Source organism: Amylibacter sp. SFDW26 (assembly GCF_009184395.1).
GTDB lineage: Bacteria > Pseudomonadota > Alphaproteobacteria > Rhodobacterales > Rhodobacteraceae > Amylibacter.
The window spans coordinates 142,987-161,189 of sequence record NZ_WEIC01000003.1 but is presented as its reverse complement, the minus strand read 5'-3'; the positions used below and the strand labels follow the sequence as shown (position 1 = coordinate 161,189).

The window sequence follows — 18,203 nt, the reverse complement described above, 5'->3', positions numbered from 1 at the left end:
AAGATCACGAATTAGATGTGTTCACCATTCCTGATCTTCGCCACGTCGCTTCTTTTTGGCATAAGACTTTGAATGGCGACCCAAGTTACTCAGACGCTCACGTTCTTTCGCAATCGTCTTTGAGTTCTGTTCATTCTCTTTCAGAAGTTTTTTCCAACGCTCTACACGTACGCCATCCAATGTGCCCACATCAACTGCTGCACGAATAGCACATTTGGGCTCGGTTTCGTGTTTGCAATCAGAAAACTTACAGCCATGTGCAATTTCAGTGAGATCTGAAAACACACGTTCCAGTCCTTCATCGCTTTCGCCCAAGCCCAAAGATCGTACACCAGGGGTGTCGATCAACCATCCCCCTGCCAGCGCAGGGCGCAGGCTGCGTGCGGTGGTGGTATGGCGGCCTTTGCTGTCATCTTCGCGTATGCCCTGTGTGGCGACCTTAATGCCCGTCAGGCCGCTTAGAATGGTGGATTTGCCAACCCCCGATGATCCAACCAAAGCTGCGGTTTTGCCCGCTTGCACCCAAGGGGATAATTGATCAAGCGAAGCGGGATCTTTGGAATTGATTGTGATCGCTTGCACATCAGGCGACAAAGCTTCGGCCTGTTTGCGATATGTTTCGCTGTCATCTGTCAGGTCGATCTTGGTCAAAACGATCAAAGGTTGCGTGTCATTGGATTGAGCAAGGATCAGATAGCGTTCAAGCCGTGCCAAATTAAAATCATCATTGCAAGAGGACACAATCATCAATGTATCCACATTCGCAGAGATCAACTGCCGTGTAATCCCAGCCCCTGCGGATTGGCGTTGCAACAATGTATGACGGTCTAACACAGATAAAACGCGGTTGGTTTCTGGATCGGTTAATATCCAATCGCCAACGGTCAAATCACCTGCACTCATGCTTGGGGGTAAATCCAAAGTGATCTCACCAGCAGCGCTATAGGCCGAGATTTGTTTGCGGTAGATGTCGCTGATACGCGCAGGTGGTGTGTTCACAAATGCATCTGATGTGATCTGATCATCAAAGTGATCTGACCAACCAAGTGCAATAAGTGAACTGTCCACCATTCATGTCATCCCGTGTTAATGCCCGCCAATACGGCCAAGTTGAATATCGTAATCAACTGCCAAACGGTAACTTGGATCGTCGCTTGCTTCCACAACCAATTGACCTGCACCGTGCAACAGACGGTGACAATCTTTGGATAGGTGACGCAGTTTCAGCTTTTTGCCAGCTTGTGAATATTTTTCTGCCACAGCTTCGATCGCTTGCAATGCGCTTTGATCTACCACGCGTGATCCTGCGAAATCTAGGATCACAGTGTCTGGATCGCTTTCAGGCTCAAACATTTCTTGGAAGCTTGTTGCTGAACCAAAGAACAATGGACCTTCGATGTCATAGACCAACGCACCTTTTTCGGATTTCGATGGGTGCGGTGTTGCACGAATTTGCGCAGCGGCATTCCATGCGTAAACCAATGCGGAAATGATAACGCCCACAACAACTGCAATCGCCAAATCTTCAAGAACAGTCACAATGGTTACCGTTAGAATAACCAATGCATCGGACAATGGGATACGGCGCATCAGGCGAATGGATTGCCATGCGAATGTACCGATCACGACCATAAACATAACGCCGACCAAAGCCGCCAATGGGATCAATTCGATAATGCTGCTTGCAAATAGGATAAAGCTTAACAGGAACAAAGCGGCGGAAATACCTGATAGGCGTGTGCGACCACCTGAGTTTACGTTGATCATCGATTGTCCGATCATTGCACAACCGCCCATGCCGCCAAAGAAACCCGTGACGATATTAGCACCACCTTGGGCAAGACATTCTTGCGATGCGCCACCGCGTTCACGTGTGATTTCACCCACAAGGTTCAGAGTTAGTAAGCTTTCGATCAAACCAATCGCAGCCAAAATCATTGCATATGGGAAGATAATTTTGAATGTTTCTAAATCAAACGGGACTTGCGGGATTGCGAATTCTGGTAAGCCACCTTTAACCGATGCCAAATCGCCAACGCGTGGAACTGGAATGTCGAATACGATCACTGCTGCTGCAACCAAACCAATTGCTGCTAATGGGGCAGGGATCAGTTTTGTGACCTTTGGCGTGCCCCATATGATTGCCATCGTAGCACCAACCAAACCAAGGGTCATCCAAAGTGTCAGACCAGACATCCATTCGTGACCACCATCAGGGGATGGCACTTTGAATTGTTCCATTTGCGCAAGGAAAATAACGATCGCCAGACCGTTTACAAAGCCCAGCATTACGGGATGTGGCACCATGCGGATGAATTTACCCAGTTTGAATACGCCTGCCAAAACTTGGATAATCCCCATCAGGACGACTGTGGCAAAAAGATACTGAACACCGTGCTGTGCGACCAAAGCTACCATCACAACAGCCAAAGCACCCGTTGCACCAGAGATCATACCAGGACGGCCGCCAAATACGGCTGTGATCAAGCCAACGATGAAAGCTGCATACAAGCCAACCAAAGGCTGAACGCCTGCCACGAATGCAAAAGCAACTGCTTCTGGAACCAAGGCAAGTGCTACGGTTAAGCCAGATAGAATTTCTATTCTGCCTTGTGCTGCGGTCAGCGTGATTGCATTGCCATTTGCGTCTTCATTGCGAAGCGCACGTGCGAAATCTGAAATCGTCGTAAATCGGGCCACGGGTCCATACCTTGAATTATCAATCTAAGTTGGCTGCGTGTAACCGAGCTTATCCTATTGTGAAAGCCTTTACTTTACGGCGTGGAAAAGAAAGTTTTACGGTGTTGCGACCTATCCATGTCGCCTTTAGGCGGTTATTAATTCACGCATCGCTCAATCTGATAAAAAAGGGAGAGATTATATGAAAGCTGCTGTCTGTCGTGAATTCGGAAAACCATTGACGATTGAAGAGGTTAAGTTGACTTCAGTCAATGAAGATCAGGTTCATGTAAAGGTCGCTGCATGTGCGATTTGCCATTCCGATATCATGTTTGCATCAGGTGCATGGGGCGGTCATGTGCCTGCGGTCTATGGGCATGAAGCAGCTGGTACAGTTTTAGCAGTTGGAGCTAATGTGTCGAATGTATCTGTTGGGGATGCGGTATTGGTGACGCTGATCAAAGCCTGCGGAACTTGCGCCATGTGTGAAAGTGACCATCCTACAGATTGCGAAACACCTTATGACCGCGTTGGCGGTTCCCCTTTAACAGATGCAAATGGCGAAGCTTTGGAGCATGGCATGGCAACAGCCGCCTTTGCAGAAGAGGTAGTCGTGGATCAAAGCCAAGTGATTGGCCTGCCTGAAAGTATTAAAATGGATGCTGCCAGTCTGTTGGCTTGTGGTGCTATTACTGGGATAGGGGCTGTAACCAACTCCGCAGCAATGCCCAAAGGGGCAAGTGCCGCTGTGATTGGTGCAGGTGGCGTTGGGTTAAACACGATCCAAGGTGCAGTTTTGTCCGAAGCGTCATATGTCATCGCACTAGACGTGGAGCAATCAAAACTGGATGGGGCATTGGAATTCGGTGCAACCCATACCGTAAACGCTATGGATAAGGATGCAGCCGAACAAGTGCGCGCCATTACGGGTGGGCGCGGTGTGGATTATGTTTTTGTCACAGTTGGGTCTGTCGCGGCTTATAAGTCTGCGCTGAACTATATGGCCGCACGTGGTGAATTGGTCATGGTTGGCATGACACCAAGTGGGCATGAAATGGGTATTGAACCAGTTAATATTGCTGCGATGAGCCAAGTCTTACGCGGCTCTAAAATGGGCGACACGGTGTTGCAACGTGATATCCCTGTGTTGCTTGACCATTACCAAGCGGGACGTTTGAAATTGGATGAATTGATCACCAACAGATACACATTAGATCAGATCAATGAAGCGATAGAGGATACCAAAGCAGGGCAATCACGCCGCAATGTTATTGTTTTTGATTAAACTCCGTGGTTGGGTGATCATATGAAACTCACAGATCTAGAAATTTTCGTTGTTGGCAATCAACCCCCTGGCTGGGGTGGGCGATATTTTACCTTTGTAAAACTTACGACGGATACGGGCATAATTGGCTATGGCGAAGTCTATGCCGCAGCCGTTGGCCCCGATGCCATGAGTGCCGTGATTAAGGATGTGTTTGAACGACACATGCTGGATGAAAACCCTGAAAACATAGAAATGATGTTTCGCCGTGTTTATTCCAGTGGGTTTACGCAACGCCCTGATCCAACGACCATAGGGGCGTTTTCGGGGCTAGAGATTGCCTGTTGGGATATTCTGGGCAAAGCGCATGATCGCCCTGCCTATGCTTTGATCGGTGGGCTGATGAATGACCACATCCGATCCTATACTTATCTGTATCCATTACCCCATCATGATCCGAATGACTTTTGGACATCCCCTGATCTACAAGCGGAAACAGCGAAAGAAATGGTGAAGCTTGGGTTTACAGCCATTAAATTTGATCCAGCGGGCCCATACACATCGCGCGGCGGGCATATGCCTGCGGTGACAGATATTGATCTAAGTGTTCAGATGTGTGCTGCCATTCGCGGGGCCGTTGGAACTAAGGCTGATCTATTATTCGGCACACATGGGCAATTCACCACAGGTGGCGCCATTCGTTTAGGCCGTGCATTGGAGCCGTATGACCCACTTTGGTACGAAGAGCCTGTGCCGCCTGATAATGTAGAATCTATGGCAAAAGTTGCACAATCAGTGCGCATTCCAGTAGCGACAGGTGAACGTCTGACAACAAAAGCAGAATTCGCACCTGTATTGCGTGCTGGTGCTGCAAATATCTTACAACCTGCGTTGGGTCGCTCTGGTGGTATTTTAGAAACTAAGAAAATTGCAGCGATGGCAGAGGTTTATAATGCGCAAGTCGCCCCGCATCTTTATGCAGGGCCTGTGGAATGGGCGGCGAATATTCAACTGGCGGCGAATATCCCAAACATCTTAATGGTAGAAACCATTGGAACAGGTGGTGGCTTTGCGGGTGATTTGATTAAGCACAGTATTCAATGGGAAGACGGCTTTGTTCATGCCCCTAAAGCGGCAGGAATAGGTGTTGAGTTTGACGAAGACTTAGCCAAGGCTAATCCTTACTCGGGAACTGGTTTGCATTTGGAAATGCAGGATGCACCGTGCGATTATAAGAACGGCAATGCTTTCCAAGGCGGTGCTGCAGATTAGTGCTGTAGTCTAATCACGTCTCTTCAAGCCGTTTAGGAGCTGGCAATGTGAAGCCAACTTGATAACTTTTTTCTAACAAAGATTGCCTGCGTATTAATGATCCAGTCGAACCGTAAAGTAGTTCTATTTTTCGTGGAGAGAAGCCAAAATATCCAAATGTCCCTTTAGTCCAAGCGGTTTCCATGGCAGCTAGGTAGCCTTCATTTTCTATTTCATCTGAACGGGCGCCTGCAGGGATTAAAAGAACGCCAGAACGAGGTCTTTGAAGTGATTTCTCAGGATCATCTAATTGGTCATAAGCCCATCCCCAAGACCATACACGGTCAACCCAACCTTTGGTCATGGATGGCATCCCCCACCAAAATAGAGGGAAAATCAGGCAAATTGCATCTGCCCTTGCTATCCGTTCCTGTTCTTTAACAACATCTGGTGGGGCTACTCCGTCATCCTTGCGTTCTATGTCAGCCATCGACCAAAGAGGATTAAAACCTTCGGCGTGTAAATCTGCAAGCTCAACTGTATGATCCGCTGCTTTAGCACCCTCCATAAATTTTTGGGCAATCGCTGCGCTAAAAGAAGCTGGGTTGGGGTGATCAAGGATAGCCAATACATGCATAAGTGAATTCCATAAAAACAGCCGTTGTTACAACGAATGATCAGAACAAATAGTCAGCACTTATACAAGCGTCGGTCGGGCGGGATTAAATTGAATAGACGGTAATGACCCAGCGGAACGGCTTGTCTAATTTTATAGCCTGGTGTTGAGTAGCGGAATACTTTGATCCATCGGATATTGCTTTGAATAAAAAACTTGCGATCTTATTTTTATTGATGACGGTTGTGATCGATGCCATGGGCATCGGATTGATCATGCCTGTGACACCAGATTTGATACGTGAGCTATTAGAGGCAGAATTATCAGAAGCTGCCGTTTGGGGCGGTATTTTGAGTGCTTCATTCGCAGTGATGCAATTCTTGTTTGGTGCAGCCATCGGCAACTTATCAGATCGTTATGGCCGTAGACCTGTTTTGCTGTTGTCACTTTTGGTTATGGCTGTCGACTATGTGATTATGGGGCTCACTCAATCCATATGGATTTTATTGCTTGGACGTCTAATCGGCGGTGTCGCCTCTGCCACACAATCAACGGCTGCAGCTTATATGGCAGATATCTCCACTCCAGAAGAGAAACCATCTAATTTTGGGCTGCTCGGCGCTGCTTTTGGTATTGGCTTTGTTTTGGGACCAATGATGGGTGGTTTGCTCAGTGAATTCGGATCGCGTGCACCATTCTATGCAGCAGCAGCATTGGCCACCGCCAATTTGATATTCGGATATTTTATCCTACCTGAAACAGTCACTGATAAGATCAGACGCCCATTGGAATGGCGTCGTATGAACCCGTTTCGTGCGCTACAATATATCGGCTCATTACCTGGTCTTGGATTGTTACTGATTGTTTACTTCATCCATCAAATCGCGTTTTTCGTATACCCAACAACTTGGGCCTATTACACGCAGGAAAAGTTTGCATGGACGGCTTGGGATGTGGGCATTTCGTTATCGTGCTTTGGTATTGGCATGGCCGTTGTTCAAGGTGGTGTCATTCGTATGATTGTTCCACGTTTAGGCGAATGGCGTACGATGATTTTTGGCATGACGATTGCGACGATATCATACGCGTTTTTTGCAGGGGCAACGCATGGGTGGATGATTTATGCGCTTATGCCAATCACCTGTTTGGGCATGGTCAACAACCCAGCTTTGCAAAGTGTTACGTCAAAAGCCGTTAGTGATAATGAGCAGGGTGAATTGCAAGGTGTTATGACAGGCGTCGCAGCGATTGCCTCTATTATGAGTCCACTGATGATGACAGGTCTGTTTGGATATTTCACAGCTGAAAATGCACCGATATATTTACCAGCAGCACCATATTATTTCGCAGGGGTTTTAGAAGCCGCAGCATTGGGTGTTTTGCTGCTTGCTTATGCGCGGCATCTGAAAACGTTACCAGCCTAGTTTTACATCACATCGCGATAGCCAAGCGCATCCATCAGCTCATCATCGATTTTACGATAGATGTATTCCAGATCGCGCTTCTTATGATCTGTCTTTAACTTGTGATACTTGTAACGGCGCTGGTAATCTTCGAAGCGCATGTTGTCTTTGGCTTTGACCGATCTGCGAATATTACCATAACCATTTGTGATTTTTGGGATGTAATCGGCAATGCGATCCATCTGACCTTCAAAATCAGACAGGATATCTTCGTAACGGATGTGCAGTACATTATCAGCCACTTCCATCACGCGCATATATTCGCGCATCTTACGATTCCATAACTCAATCGGGCTTTCCAGATTATCTTCGCCAATGTTGTCGCGTTCAGCTACAGGCCATTCGGACATTAGAAATTTCTCAAATGGAATTTCGTCGCTGGATAGTAATGGATTTTCTGGACGTGCATGCAAAGATGTTAAAAAATGTACGGGGTGTTTTGTGATTAACAAATAAAGTGTGCTTTGCGAATGCGGTGCAGCACGGATCACATCAATCGGTGGGGCGGCATGTTTCAGCCCAAAGTCGGAATAGAGAATACGTTCATGGTATTCATCTTGCAGGCGGTTGTTGTGAAAGGGACGTTCTTTTGGCTTATATGTTTGGAGAACCAAACGCATGACACGGCGATCAACGCCGAAATCACCACGCAGGTTATCGGTGGCAAAGTTCTTATCAATCAATTTGCTAAGATATGTGGCGCCAGTGTTGCGTTCGCCAAATATTTTTGTGAACAGACATGTCATTTACTAAATAAGCCCCCTGTTTGGCTGCTACCCAGTGTTTATTGGTTTTATATGGGTAACGTATAAAATAGATTTAAACAGTAAGATAAATTTTGCAACCGCTTTCCCTAAATTCAAAGCTGCTATAGTGTTCGGGAATGAGCAATAATCCCCGATTCATTCACCTGCGCGTCCACACAGCCTATTCTTTGTTAGAAGGGGCTATTCAGCTGAAAAAACTGCCTGATATGTGTGTTAAAGGGGATATGCCGGCTGTTGCTGTGACAGACACAAACAACCTGTTTGGCGCATTGGAGTTTTCCGAAACCGCAAAGAAATCTGGTGTGCAGCCCATTATCGGGTGTCAGTTTGACCTAAGCTATGCGCCTGCATCGCGCCCAGGTGAAAAAACACCTGATGCCAAGTCTATTGTTCTGTTGGCGCAATCCGAAGCGGGTTATATGAACCTGATGAAGCTGAATTCCTGTACGTTTTTGGAATCTGGTGATGCGCTACCTCATGTAACATTGGATCAACTGGCACAATATTCGGATGGTTTGATTTGTTTGTCTGGCGGCTCGTTGGGGCCGCTTGGTCAACTGATCCAAGATGGACAATCAGAAAAAGCACGGGCTTTGGTGGAGCGTTTGGCAGGAATTTATCCTGATCGGTTCTATATCGAATTACAGCGCCACCCTGATGGGGATCATCCACGCACGCCTGTTGAGGAATTGACCGAAGGGCCGATGGTTACACTGGCCTATGATCTGGATTTGCCATTGGTGGCAACGAACGATGTCTATTTCCCAGAAAAGGACATGTATGAGGCGCATGATGCGCTGATCTGTATTTCAGATGGTGCTTATGTGGATCAGCAAAATGATCGCCGCCGTTTGACACCAGAACATTATTTCAAATCTCAAGATGAAATGGTGAAACTGTTCGCTGACTTGCCGGAAGCTGTTGAGAATACGATTGAGATTGCAAAGCGTTGTGCATTTAAGGCGTATCTGCGTGATCCGATCCTACCGAAATTTGCAGATGATGAGGTCGAAGAACTGCGCCGCCAAGCAAACGAAGGGCTTAAGGCGCGTTTGGATGTTATTCCGCATGCGGCGACTGTTGAAGAATATCAAAAACGGTTGGATTTCGAGCTGGATATTATTGAAGGTATGGGGTTCCCTGGCTATTTTTTGATCGTTGCTGACTTTATCTATTGGGCAAAGGAAAATGATATTCCCGTAGGACCCGGTCGTGGGTCTGGTGCGGGCTCCCTTGTGGCCTATGCGTTGACCATTACTGACCTTGATCCATTGCGCTATTCATTGCTGTTCGAACGGTTCTTGAACCCCGAACGTGTGTCCATGCCCGATTTCGATATCGATTTTTGCATGGATCGTCGTGAAGAAGTTATTCAATACGTTCAGGAAAAATATGGGCGCGATAAAGTAGCCCAAATTATTACCTTTGGTGCGTTGTTATCAAAAGCGGCTGTGCGCGATGTTGGGCGTGTTTTGCAAATGCCATACGGGCAGGTGGATCGCTTATCTAAATTGATCCCTGTTGAGGGTGTGAAGCCTGTTTCCATCACCAAAGCACTGGCGGATGAACCGCGTTTGCGCGAAGAGGCAAATGCCGAAGAAATCGTCGACCGTATGCTGGGTTTTGCTGAAAAGCTGGAAGGCTTGTTGCGAAACGCATCCACGCACGCGGCGGGTGTTGTGATTGGGGATCGTCCTTTGGATGAATTGGTGGCTCTTTATAAAGATCCACGTTCCGATATGCCCGCGACCCAGTTCAACATGAAATGGGTGGAACAAGCGGGTTTGGTCAAATTCGACTTCTTGGGTCTGAAAACCCTAACCGTGATCCAAGGCGCTGTGGACATGATCAAGAAGCGCGGCGTTGATATTGATATCGGCGCAATTGATTTGGAAGATAAGGCTACTTACGATCTCTATGCATCCGCTAAAACTGTGGCTGTGTTTCAGGTGGAAAGTTCGGGTATGATGGATGCGCTGCGGCGTATGAAACCTACCTGTATCGAGGACATCGTTGCCCTTGTGGCCCTTTACCGTCCTGGCCCAATGGAAAACATCCCGATGTTCTGTGATGTGAAAAACGGACGGGCAGAACGGGAATTACTGCACCCCTCTATCGACCATCTTTTGGACGAAACGCAGGGCATTATTGTCTATCAGGAACAGGTGATGCAGATCGCACAGGAAATGGCGGGCTACTCGCTTGGTGGGGCTGATCTCTTGCGCCGTGCTATGGGTAAGAAAATCCAAGAAGCGATGGATGAGGAACGCCCGAAGTTCCTTGAAGGCTCTGCCAAGAACGGCGTTGATAAGAAAAAAGCGATGGAGGTTTGGAACCTTCTGGATAAATTCGCGAACTATGGTTTCAACAAATCCCACGCGGCGGCCTATGCGGTTGTATCTTATCAAACAGGTTGGCTGAAAGCGAACCACCCTGTGGAATTCATGGCGGCGGCGATGAACTGTGATTTGCACCTGACCGATAAGTTGAATGTGTTCCACCAAGAGGTGAAACGCCTTGAGATCGAAGTGATCCCACCCTGTGTAAATCGCGGTCAGGCGTTGTTCAGCGTTGTGGATGGCAAAATCGCCTATGCGCTGGGTGGTTTGAAAAACGTAGGGGCCGAGGCCATGCGTTTGATCACCGATGCCCGTGCCGAAGGTGGCGAATTTGCAGACTTGTTCGACTTTGCACGCCGTGTCGATTTGAAACGTGTGGGTAAACGCCCAATGGAAATGATGGCGCGCGCAGGCGGCTTTGATCTGTTGGATGGCAACCGCCGCAAATGTTTGGAAAGTGTGGATCAACTAGTTGCGTATTCTGCGGCAACGCATGAAGATCGCAACTCTGCCCAAGGTGGCCTGTTTGGCGATGCGGGCGAAGCGCTGCCAGCACCACGTTTACCAATGCCAGAAGATTGGTTGCCAACAGAGCGCTTGCGTCAGGAACACACGGCAGTTGGGTTCTATCTGTCTGGGCACCCGTTGGATGATTATGTTGGGGCGCTGAAACGCAAGCAGGTTCTGACTTTGGCAGAGCTGGAACAAAAAGCATCTGGCGGTACGGTTGTGGCGAAAATCGCGGGCTCTGTTGCTGGCAAGCAGGAACGCAAATCGGCACGCGGTAACCGTTTTGCCTTTGTGCAACTGTCTGACACGACAGGGCTCTATGAGGTCACGGTGTTTTCAGACACATTAGAGAAATTCCGCGATCTGTTGGAACCTGGACAGAACGTTGTGCTGTCGGTCAAGGCCGATATGGAAGCGGACCAGTTGAAGCTGTTGGCCCAAGCGGTGCAACCTGTTGATGGTGCTGTGGCAGATGCCGCTGCCATGGGATTAAAGATTTTCGTGAATGACGAAAATGCAGTCGGGTCTATCGCCACACGCTTGGTGGAAATATCCCAAGGGGCAGGTCCACGTGGGCGGGGCCCTGTGCATCTGGTGCTAACCCATCCTGAATTACCAGGAGAAGTTGAGATGGCATTGCCCAATGAATATCCGCTGAACCCGCAGGTGAAAGGTGCCTTGAAGCACATTCAAGGTGTTCAGATGGTTGAGGAATTTTGATGGATGTCAGACTTTAAGCCTAGATCAGTCGAGTATGAGCAACGCGTGCGCGATAGTTTCGCGCGTCAAGTTGCGATGCAAACACTGGGCATTACTCTTGACCATGTCGCCGTAGGGCACGTTGATTTATCGATGCCGTATCACAAAAAAACCACGCAACAACATGGGTTTGTCCATGCAGGTATTATCACGACGGCATTGGACAGTGCTGCGGGCTATGCCGCATATTCGCTTATGGCGGATGAGGCTGCTGTTTTGACTGCAGAATTCAAAACCAGCCTTTTGGCACCAGCGGATGGTGAGAGGTTTATTTTCCGTGGCGAGGTTCTAAAACCTGGCCGCACGCTGACATTCACAGAAAGCCGTGCTTATGCGGTGAAAGACGGTTCTGAAAAATTGATTGCAGTTATGACTGCAACGATGATGGCTGTGACTGGACGCAATGATGTTGTCGGTTGATTTTTAGAATTATAATAAGGTGTTTTATTGATGAGTTTGCAGATTTTATTACATTCATACCGGATGATTGCTGATAATTTATCAGATGTTATTCGGATTACTTTTGTGCCTTGGCTCGCAATTCTTGCCTTACTTTTCGCTTCTAATAATGTGCGATTTGGAACGATGTTTCCTGAGCCTATGGATATTACTAATCTTTCAGATGAGACAACGGAAGCATTTTTGATTACACTGGCAATTCTTATCGTGACATTATGCGTTTATCTGTGGGTTATTGTGGGTTGGCATAGATTTATCTTACTTGGAGAAGGTCCTAATCGTTTTTTCCCCAATTGGCATGGCGATCAGAATATAGCATATTTTTTAAGTAGCCTTATGATTTTCTTAACCATGATCATTCCAATGCTTATATTTGGGGCGATTGTTGCTTCTATCGGGATAAGTGGGGGATATACTGTATTCTTTATAATGAGTTTTCTATTCAGCCTCTTTATTTGGTTCATTGGTACCAGAATAAGTTTAGTTTTGCCCGCAGCTGCAATCGGTACACCAATGAAAATTAGTGAATCATGGGAAGCGACTGAAGGTGAAAATATGACAATTTTTAAGTTGGCATTAATGCTTTCTGCTATTACCGCAATTGTTGGACTGCTTGTAAAAGCCATAGCATTTAATATCGTTGGGATATTATTAGCACAGCTTCTGAATGGATTATTGGGACTGTATAGTGTGAGTATTATAACCACGTTATATGGTGTTCTGATTGAAAAACGGGAACTGTAAGCTATCCCTAGCATACTCTTAAAACAGCACTTTATCATCGCTTGATGTCATCAAACGATGTGTTGGCTGTATTCCAGAGGATCTATTTTGTTATAAGAAAAAGGTGGCGCCACCAGAACGTGGATGTATGAGCCGAACAGGGTTGAAAGCCCTGCACCTAATGTAACCTGTTATTTCGGTGGTTTTCGCATTTGATGGGTTCTAACCATCCTTTGAAAACCCGTAACCACTTTTGCTAGCAGGGATGTTATACAGCGCAAAGGATTGAGGATGTCTTAGGCCAGCGTACGCTAAGTGGTTTAGATATCGCGTGCCATTCCAAAGAACTCGTCATTCGGGCGCATGCCTGTGACGTTCACCATACGGTTCGATAGACCAAAGAATGCGGTAATGGCACCGATGTCCCATGCGTCTTGGTCTGTGAAACCGTGGGCATGCAACGTCTCGTAGTCTTCACGTCCAATTGCAGCACTATTTGTGCAGACTTTCATCGCGAAATCTAGCATGGCTTTTTGACGATCCGTAATATCTGCTTTGCGGTAGTTCACCGCCACTTGATCTGCGATCAAGGCGTTTTTAGCGCGGATACGTAAAACAGCGCCATGGGCGATAACACAATAAAGACAGCCATTTTGGTTAGATGTCGCCACGATGATCATTTCGCGTTCAGCTTGCGTCAGGCCGCATTCTTTTTCCATCAATGCATCATGGTAGGCAAAAAAGGCGCGAAATTCATCCGGGCGGTGGGCGAATGTTAGAAAGACGTTTGGCACGAACCCTGCCTTTTCCTGTACAGCCAATATGCGTTCGCGAATATCGTCGGGCATATCTGCAAGTTCTGGAACGGGAAAACGGCTGATGGGGTGTGTCATATCTATCCTAATCCTATTCTACCAATGAGGTGGTGGTTGGTTTCCAACGACTTCGCCAGACAAAGATTGTGCCTCTTGTTCGGCAGCGCGCTCCATTAACATTTGGATACGACGTTCGACCAATTCAAGGCGTTTGGTCTGTTCTGCGACAATATCGGATAATTCTTCTGCCAAGCGGGTTGCATGGGCCAGCTGAATTTCCAATTCGGTTATGCGTTCAATATCACTCATACATCTGTCTTACAAACTTGCCCCTTGAGGTGCAATCCGTTAGATGAGCCTTAAGTAAAGGAGCCTAAAGCGATGGCTAGAGATAAGAAAAAGAAACCACAACGGCCCAAGGCGTTACCGCCGAAGGGTTTTCGGGATTATTTTGGGGCGGAAGTGGCTGAACGTTCAGCAATGCTTTCCCAGATCTCGCAGGTTTATCATCGCTATGGGTTTGACGCGTTGGAAAGTTCTGCTGTGGAAACGGTAGAGGCTTTGGGAAGCTTTCTACCAGACGTGGAGCGCCCGAATGCGGGTGTGTTTGCGTGGCAAGACGAAGACGATGCATGGATGGCACTACGGTACGATCTGACAGCGCCTTTGGCGCGTGTGTATGCACAGTTCCGCAACGATCTGCCGTCCCCATATCGCCGTTATGCGATGGGCCCTGTTTGGCGCAATGAAAAACCAGGCCCTGGTCGTTTCCGCCAGTTTTACCAATGCGATGCGGATACTGTAGGTGCTGCATCTGTTGCTGCAGATGCAGAGATTTGTTCGATGTTGTCTGACACGTTGGAAAATGTCGGCATTCCGCGCGGTGATTACATCGTGCGTGTGAACAACCGCAAAGTTCTGAACGGTGTGTTGGAAAGCATGGGATTGTCCGAGGAAGCAGGCACTGATCGCGATGCAGTTTTGCGCACAATCGATAAGTTCGACAAAGTTGGCGAAAATGGTGTGCGTGAGCTGCTGACCAAAGGGCGTTTGGATACCTCTGGAGCTTATATCGACGGTGTTGGTCTGTCTGCGGATCAGGCGGAACCAGTGATTGCCTTCCTAACATCCAAAGCTGCGGATGCTTCTGGTACCTTGGCAAATTTGCGCAATGCAGTTGGCGGTTCAAAAAATGGTTTGGACGGGATCAACGAATTGGAAACCATTGGAGACCTGATGGCTTCAGGTGGCTACGGTTCTGACCGTGTAGAAATTGACCCATCTGTTGTACGTGGTTTGGGCTATTACACTGGGCCTGTTTATGAGGCTGAATTAACCTTCGAGATTTTTGATGACAAAGGCCGTAAACGTCAGTTTGGCTCTGTCTCTGGCGGTGGTCGTTATGACGATCTGGTCAAGAGGTTCACTGGCCAAGAAGTGCCAGCAACGGGCGTGTCCATCGGTGTGGATCGTTTGTTGGCAGCGTTGCGTGAAAAGGGCCGTATGGGCTCTGTATCCAAAGGGCCAGTTGTTGTGACTGTTATGGATCGTGACCGTATGGGCGATTATCAAGAAATGGTTGCGGAATTACGGAACGCAGGTATTCGTGCGGAGGTTTATTTGGGCAACCCAAAGAATTTTGGCAATCAGCTGAAATATGCGGATAAGCGCGAAAGCCCTGTTGCCGTGATCGAAGGTGGTGACGAAAAAGCCAACGGTGTTGTGCAGATCAAAGATTTGGCGCTGGGCGCACGTTTGTCAGCCGAGATTGAAACAACCGAAGAATGGAAAGCCCAGCCTGCGCAAATGGAAATCAAGCGTGGTGATTTGGTTGCAGAGGTGCGCAAGATGATTGCGCGCGCAGAGAGTGCCGAATAATGACACCCGTTGCGATTAAAACCTTAGCTGGGCAATTGTCGAATGCGTTTATGAACGCAGGTGCAGTACCTGTCGAAGCGCCAGCTTTGCAACCTGCCGAAGTGTTGCTGGATTTATACGGCGAAGACATTCGCGGGCGGGCTTATGTGACCGATGATCCTGTGAACGGCGAGCAAATGTTGCGTCCAGATTTCACGGTGCCAGTCGTGCAGATGCATATGAATGGTGGTGCTGAACCTGCACGCTATACTTACAATGGTCCTGTTTGGCGGAAACAAGAGCCAACTATTGGACGAGCTACGGAATATTTACAAGTCGGGTACGAGCTGTTTGATCGCAATGATTCATCTTTGTCAGATGCGGAAGTATTCTCGTTGTTTTACAATATTTTACGCCCATATGGGCTGCGTACTATGACGGGTGATATCGGATTGTTGTCCGCTGCCATTGATGGGTTGTCTACGACAGATCGCCGTAAGGAACGTTTGAAACGCCAGATTTGGCGCCCAATGCGCTTTCGTCAATTGTTGGATTGGTACAGTGGTAAAGCGGATAATCTGCCAACGCGTGTGGCACTATTGGATCAGGTATCTGGTTCTGATGCGGAAGCGGTTTTGAATGACGCGCAACCATTTTTGGGTGTGCGCAGTGAGGCGGAAGTTTTGGCGCGTGTAGCGAGTTTACAAGAAGATGCAGCGACCGCTCCTATTCCTGCTAAAGAGTTGGCTGTTGTCGAAGAATTACTGGCGTTGAATGGAACGGCTGCAGATGCATTGAAAACGTTGCGAGGTGTTCAGGATCGTTTGGAAGGTTTTAGTACTGCTGTCGATTGTTTGGAAATGCGCCTGACAGCTTTGGCTGCCAGCGGCATTGATATCAAATCGTTACCGTTTGAGGCCAACTTTGGACTGACATCAATGGAATATTACGATGGGTTCGTCTTTGGTTTCTTTGATGGTGAAAACGTCATTGCAAGTGGTGGTCGTTATGATGCTTTAACCCAAGTCTTGGGACAAGGCCGCTCTATTCCTGCGGTGGGTGGTGTGATCCGCCCTGATGTTTTGGCAGCTGTTGGTGGAGGTGCGTCATGAGTGTTCTAAAACTTGGTGTGCCGTCCAAAGGACGTTTGCAAGAAAAGACCATGGATTGGTTTGCAGATCATGAGATTAAATTGTCCCGCACTGGATCAGATCGTGAATACTCTGGCGCTGTGTCTGGTGTAGACGGCGTTGAATTAGTAATGCTTTCTGCTGGTGAAATTCCAAAAGAATTGAAAGCGGGTCGTATCCATTTGGGTGTGACTGGTGAAGATTTGATCCATGAAAAGCTACCACTTTGGGAACGCGAGGTCGTAAATTTGCAAAAGCTTGGCTTTGGTCATGCAGATTTAATCATTGCTGTACCCAAAGGTTGGATTGATGTGGATTGTATCGAAGATTTGGATGCCGTTTGTGCCCAGTTCCGCACGAACCATGGCTATCGTTTACGGATTGCTACGAAGTACCACAATTTGGTGCGCGGATTTTTACGTGCGCGTGGTGTGGCAGATTACCAATTGGTTGATAGCCAAGGGGCCACAGAAGGTGTGGTAAAAAATCTGACGGCAGAAGCGATCGCAGATATTACATCTTCGGGTGAAACACTGCGTGCGAACCACCTTAAAATCTTATCGGACGGTTTGATCTTACAATCGCAAGCTTGTGTTTTTGGCAGTTTTGCGGCTGACTGGTCAGATGATGCTAAAACGGCCTTTGGTGCAATTGCTGCCAAAACAGGCTGGGATGTTACAAAGCTAAAAGGTTAGATATGACCCTTCCAACGTTCAGAACTGTTCAGGAAATGCGCGATCAGGTTGCGGCGTGGCGTCATGATGGTTTGCGTATAGGTGTGGTGTTCACCATGGGCAATCTGCACGAGGGACATATGTCGCTGATTGATGCAGCATTGGAAAACACCAACCGTGTGATCACGACGATTTTTGTGAACCCAACGCAATTTGGCGAAGGCGAAGATTTGGACAGCTATCCGCGCACAGAGACCCGGGATACGGAAATGGTGGCTGAACGGGGCGGGCATGCGATGTTTGTGCCGTCTGTGTCTGAAATGTATCCAACAGGCTTTACAACGCGCGTTTTGGTGGATGGTTTGACAGATGTGCTATGTGGTCAGGCACGCCCTGGTCATTTTGATGGTGTGGCACAGATCGTGACGAAATTGTTGAACCAAGCGCAGGCGGATGCGACGTTCTTTGGCGAAAAGGACTGGCAACAGTTTACAGTTGTGAAGCGTTTGGCACTTGATTTGGATATTCCAACCGAAATCCGCGGTGTCCCCGTTGCCCGCGATGAATATGGATTGGCGCTGTCGTCGCGCAATGGATATTTGAGCCAAGAAGAAATTGAAATAGCGCGCAAATTCAACGTGATTTTGAAAAAAGCCGCTTATGATATTGGGACGGGTGGCTTTGCATCAGATGTTTGTGAAAAAGCGGCTGAGGCGATTTTGAAAGCGGGCTTTGAAAAAGTGGATTACGTGGAATGCCGTGATCCTGATACGCTGGAATTGGTTGAAAAAGCCGAAGGCCATGCCTGTCGTATCTTTGGGGCTGCTCATTTGGGGCGTGCACGTTTGATAGACAATCATTTGGTGAATTAGTCTTTGAAGCTAAAGCATTATAGAC

Annotated in this window: 16 protein-coding genes; 10 read left to right on the top strand and 6 right to left on the bottom strand. The window is 47.8% G+C overall.

The genetic code is table 11. The features are described 5' to 3' along the window. Nucleotides 1-21: 21 nt before the first annotated feature. Both rsgA and F9L33_RS10255 read right to left on the bottom strand, forming a co-directional pair. Entirely contained in the window at nt 22-1,071 is a 1,050-nt protein-coding gene (rsgA, locus tag F9L33_RS10260; protein ID WP_152142696.1) for a ribosome small subunit-dependent GTPase A, read from the bottom strand. A gap of 15 nt (nt 1,072-1,086) precedes the next feature. Then, nucleotides 1,087-2,682, bottom strand: a complete 1,596-nt coding sequence (locus F9L33_RS10255) for a SulP family inorganic anion transporter (RefSeq protein WP_370452123.1) — start codon at nt 2,680-2,682, stop codon at nt 1,087-1,089. 199 nt (nt 2,683-2,881) lie between these two features. On the opposite strand from F9L33_RS10255, the gene F9L33_RS10250 reads away from it, so the two are divergent. Then, on the top strand, nt 2,882-3,964 hold the full coding sequence (locus tag F9L33_RS10250) for a Zn-dependent alcohol dehydrogenase (protein ID WP_152142694.1): 1,083 nt from the start codon (nt 2,882-2,884) through the stop codon (nt 3,962-3,964). A 21-nt stretch (nt 3,965-3,985) separates the two neighbouring features. Further along, entirely contained in the window at nt 3,986-5,215 is a 1,230-nt protein-coding gene (locus F9L33_RS10245) for a mandelate racemase/muconate lactonizing enzyme family protein (RefSeq protein WP_152142693.1), read from the top strand. Between the two features lie 13 nt (nt 5,216-5,228). Here the strand turns inward: F9L33_RS10245 and F9L33_RS10240 are convergent, their stop codons facing one another. Further along, nucleotides 5,229-5,831: an NAD(P)H-dependent oxidoreductase gene (locus tag F9L33_RS10240; RefSeq protein ID WP_152142692.1), complete on the bottom strand. Its 603-nt coding sequence runs from the start codon at nt 5,829-5,831 to the stop codon at nt 5,229-5,231. 182 nt (nt 5,832-6,013) lie between these two features. Between F9L33_RS10240 and F9L33_RS10235 the strand changes: the two genes are divergently transcribed. Then, entirely contained in the window at nt 6,014-7,234 is a 1,221-nt protein-coding gene (locus tag F9L33_RS10235; protein ID WP_226804081.1) for a TCR/Tet family MFS transporter, read from the top strand. Between the two features lie 2 nt (nt 7,235-7,236). Here the strand turns inward: F9L33_RS10235 and F9L33_RS10230 are convergent, their stop codons facing one another. Then, entirely contained in the window at nt 7,237-8,019 is a 783-nt protein-coding gene (locus tag F9L33_RS10230; protein ID WP_152142691.1) for a hypothetical protein, read from the bottom strand. A gap of 137 nt (nt 8,020-8,156) precedes the next feature. On the opposite strand from F9L33_RS10230, the gene dnaE reads away from it, so the two are divergent. Genes dnaE through F9L33_RS10215 form a run of 3 tightly spaced genes read left to right on the top strand, consistent with a single transcriptional unit; the run spans nt 8,157 to nt 12,851 of the window. Then, complete coding sequence (gene dnaE, locus F9L33_RS10225; RefSeq protein ID WP_152142690.1) at nt 8,157-11,609, top strand: DNA polymerase III subunit alpha; 3,453 nt, start codon at nt 8,157-8,159, stop codon at nt 11,607-11,609. Between the two features lie 3 nt (nt 11,610-11,612). After that, on the top strand, nt 11,613-12,068 hold the full coding sequence (locus tag F9L33_RS10220; protein ID WP_152142689.1) for a PaaI family thioesterase: 456 nt from the start codon (nt 11,613-11,615) through the stop codon (nt 12,066-12,068). Between the two features lie 30 nt (nt 12,069-12,098). After that, complete coding sequence (locus tag F9L33_RS10215; RefSeq protein WP_152142688.1) at nt 12,099-12,851, top strand: hypothetical protein; 753 nt, start codon at nt 12,099-12,101, stop codon at nt 12,849-12,851. A 299-nt stretch (nt 12,852-13,150) separates the two neighbouring features. Here F9L33_RS10215 and F9L33_RS10210 read toward each other — a convergent pair whose 3' ends face one another. Both F9L33_RS10210 and F9L33_RS10205 read right to left on the bottom strand, forming a co-directional pair. Further along, the gene (locus tag F9L33_RS10210) at nt 13,151-13,723 is read right to left on the bottom strand and encodes a peroxidase-related enzyme (RefSeq protein WP_152142687.1); all 573 of its coding nucleotides are present in this window, start codon (nt 13,721-13,723) and stop codon (nt 13,151-13,153) included. Nucleotides 13,724-13,741: 18 nt separating this feature from the next. Next, on the bottom strand, nt 13,742-13,954 hold the full coding sequence (locus F9L33_RS10205; protein ID WP_152142686.1) for a SlyX family protein: 213 nt from the start codon (nt 13,952-13,954) through the stop codon (nt 13,742-13,744). 72 nt (nt 13,955-14,026) lie between these two features. On the opposite strand from F9L33_RS10205, the gene hisS reads away from it, so the two are divergent. From hisS to panC, 4 genes are read left to right on the top strand one after another with little or no spacing between them, the layout of a single operon-like run. Then, nucleotides 14,027-15,523 carry a histidine--tRNA ligase gene (hisS, locus tag F9L33_RS10200; RefSeq protein WP_152142685.1) on the top strand — a complete coding sequence of 499 codons (1,497 nt, stop codon included), beginning with the start codon at nt 14,027-14,029 and terminating at the stop codon, nt 15,521-15,523. Further along, nucleotides 15,523-16,614 carry an ATP phosphoribosyltransferase regulatory subunit gene (locus F9L33_RS10195; protein ID WP_152142684.1) on the top strand — a complete coding sequence of 364 codons (1,092 nt, stop codon included), beginning with the start codon at nt 15,523-15,525 and terminating at the stop codon, nt 16,612-16,614. Before hisS ends, F9L33_RS10195 begins: the two co-directional genes overlap by 1 nt. Next, nucleotides 16,611-17,327: an ATP phosphoribosyltransferase gene (hisG, locus tag F9L33_RS10190; RefSeq protein ID WP_152142683.1), complete on the top strand. Its 717-nt coding sequence runs from the start codon at nt 16,611-16,613 to the stop codon at nt 17,325-17,327. The genes F9L33_RS10195 and hisG overlap by 4 nt, the downstream gene beginning before the upstream one ends. A gap of 2 nt (nt 17,328-17,329) precedes the next feature. After that, complete coding sequence (panC, locus tag F9L33_RS10185) at nt 17,330-18,178, top strand: pantoate--beta-alanine ligase (RefSeq protein ID WP_152142682.1); 849 nt, start codon at nt 17,330-17,332, stop codon at nt 18,176-18,178. Nucleotides 18,179-18,203 lie beyond the last annotated feature (25 nt).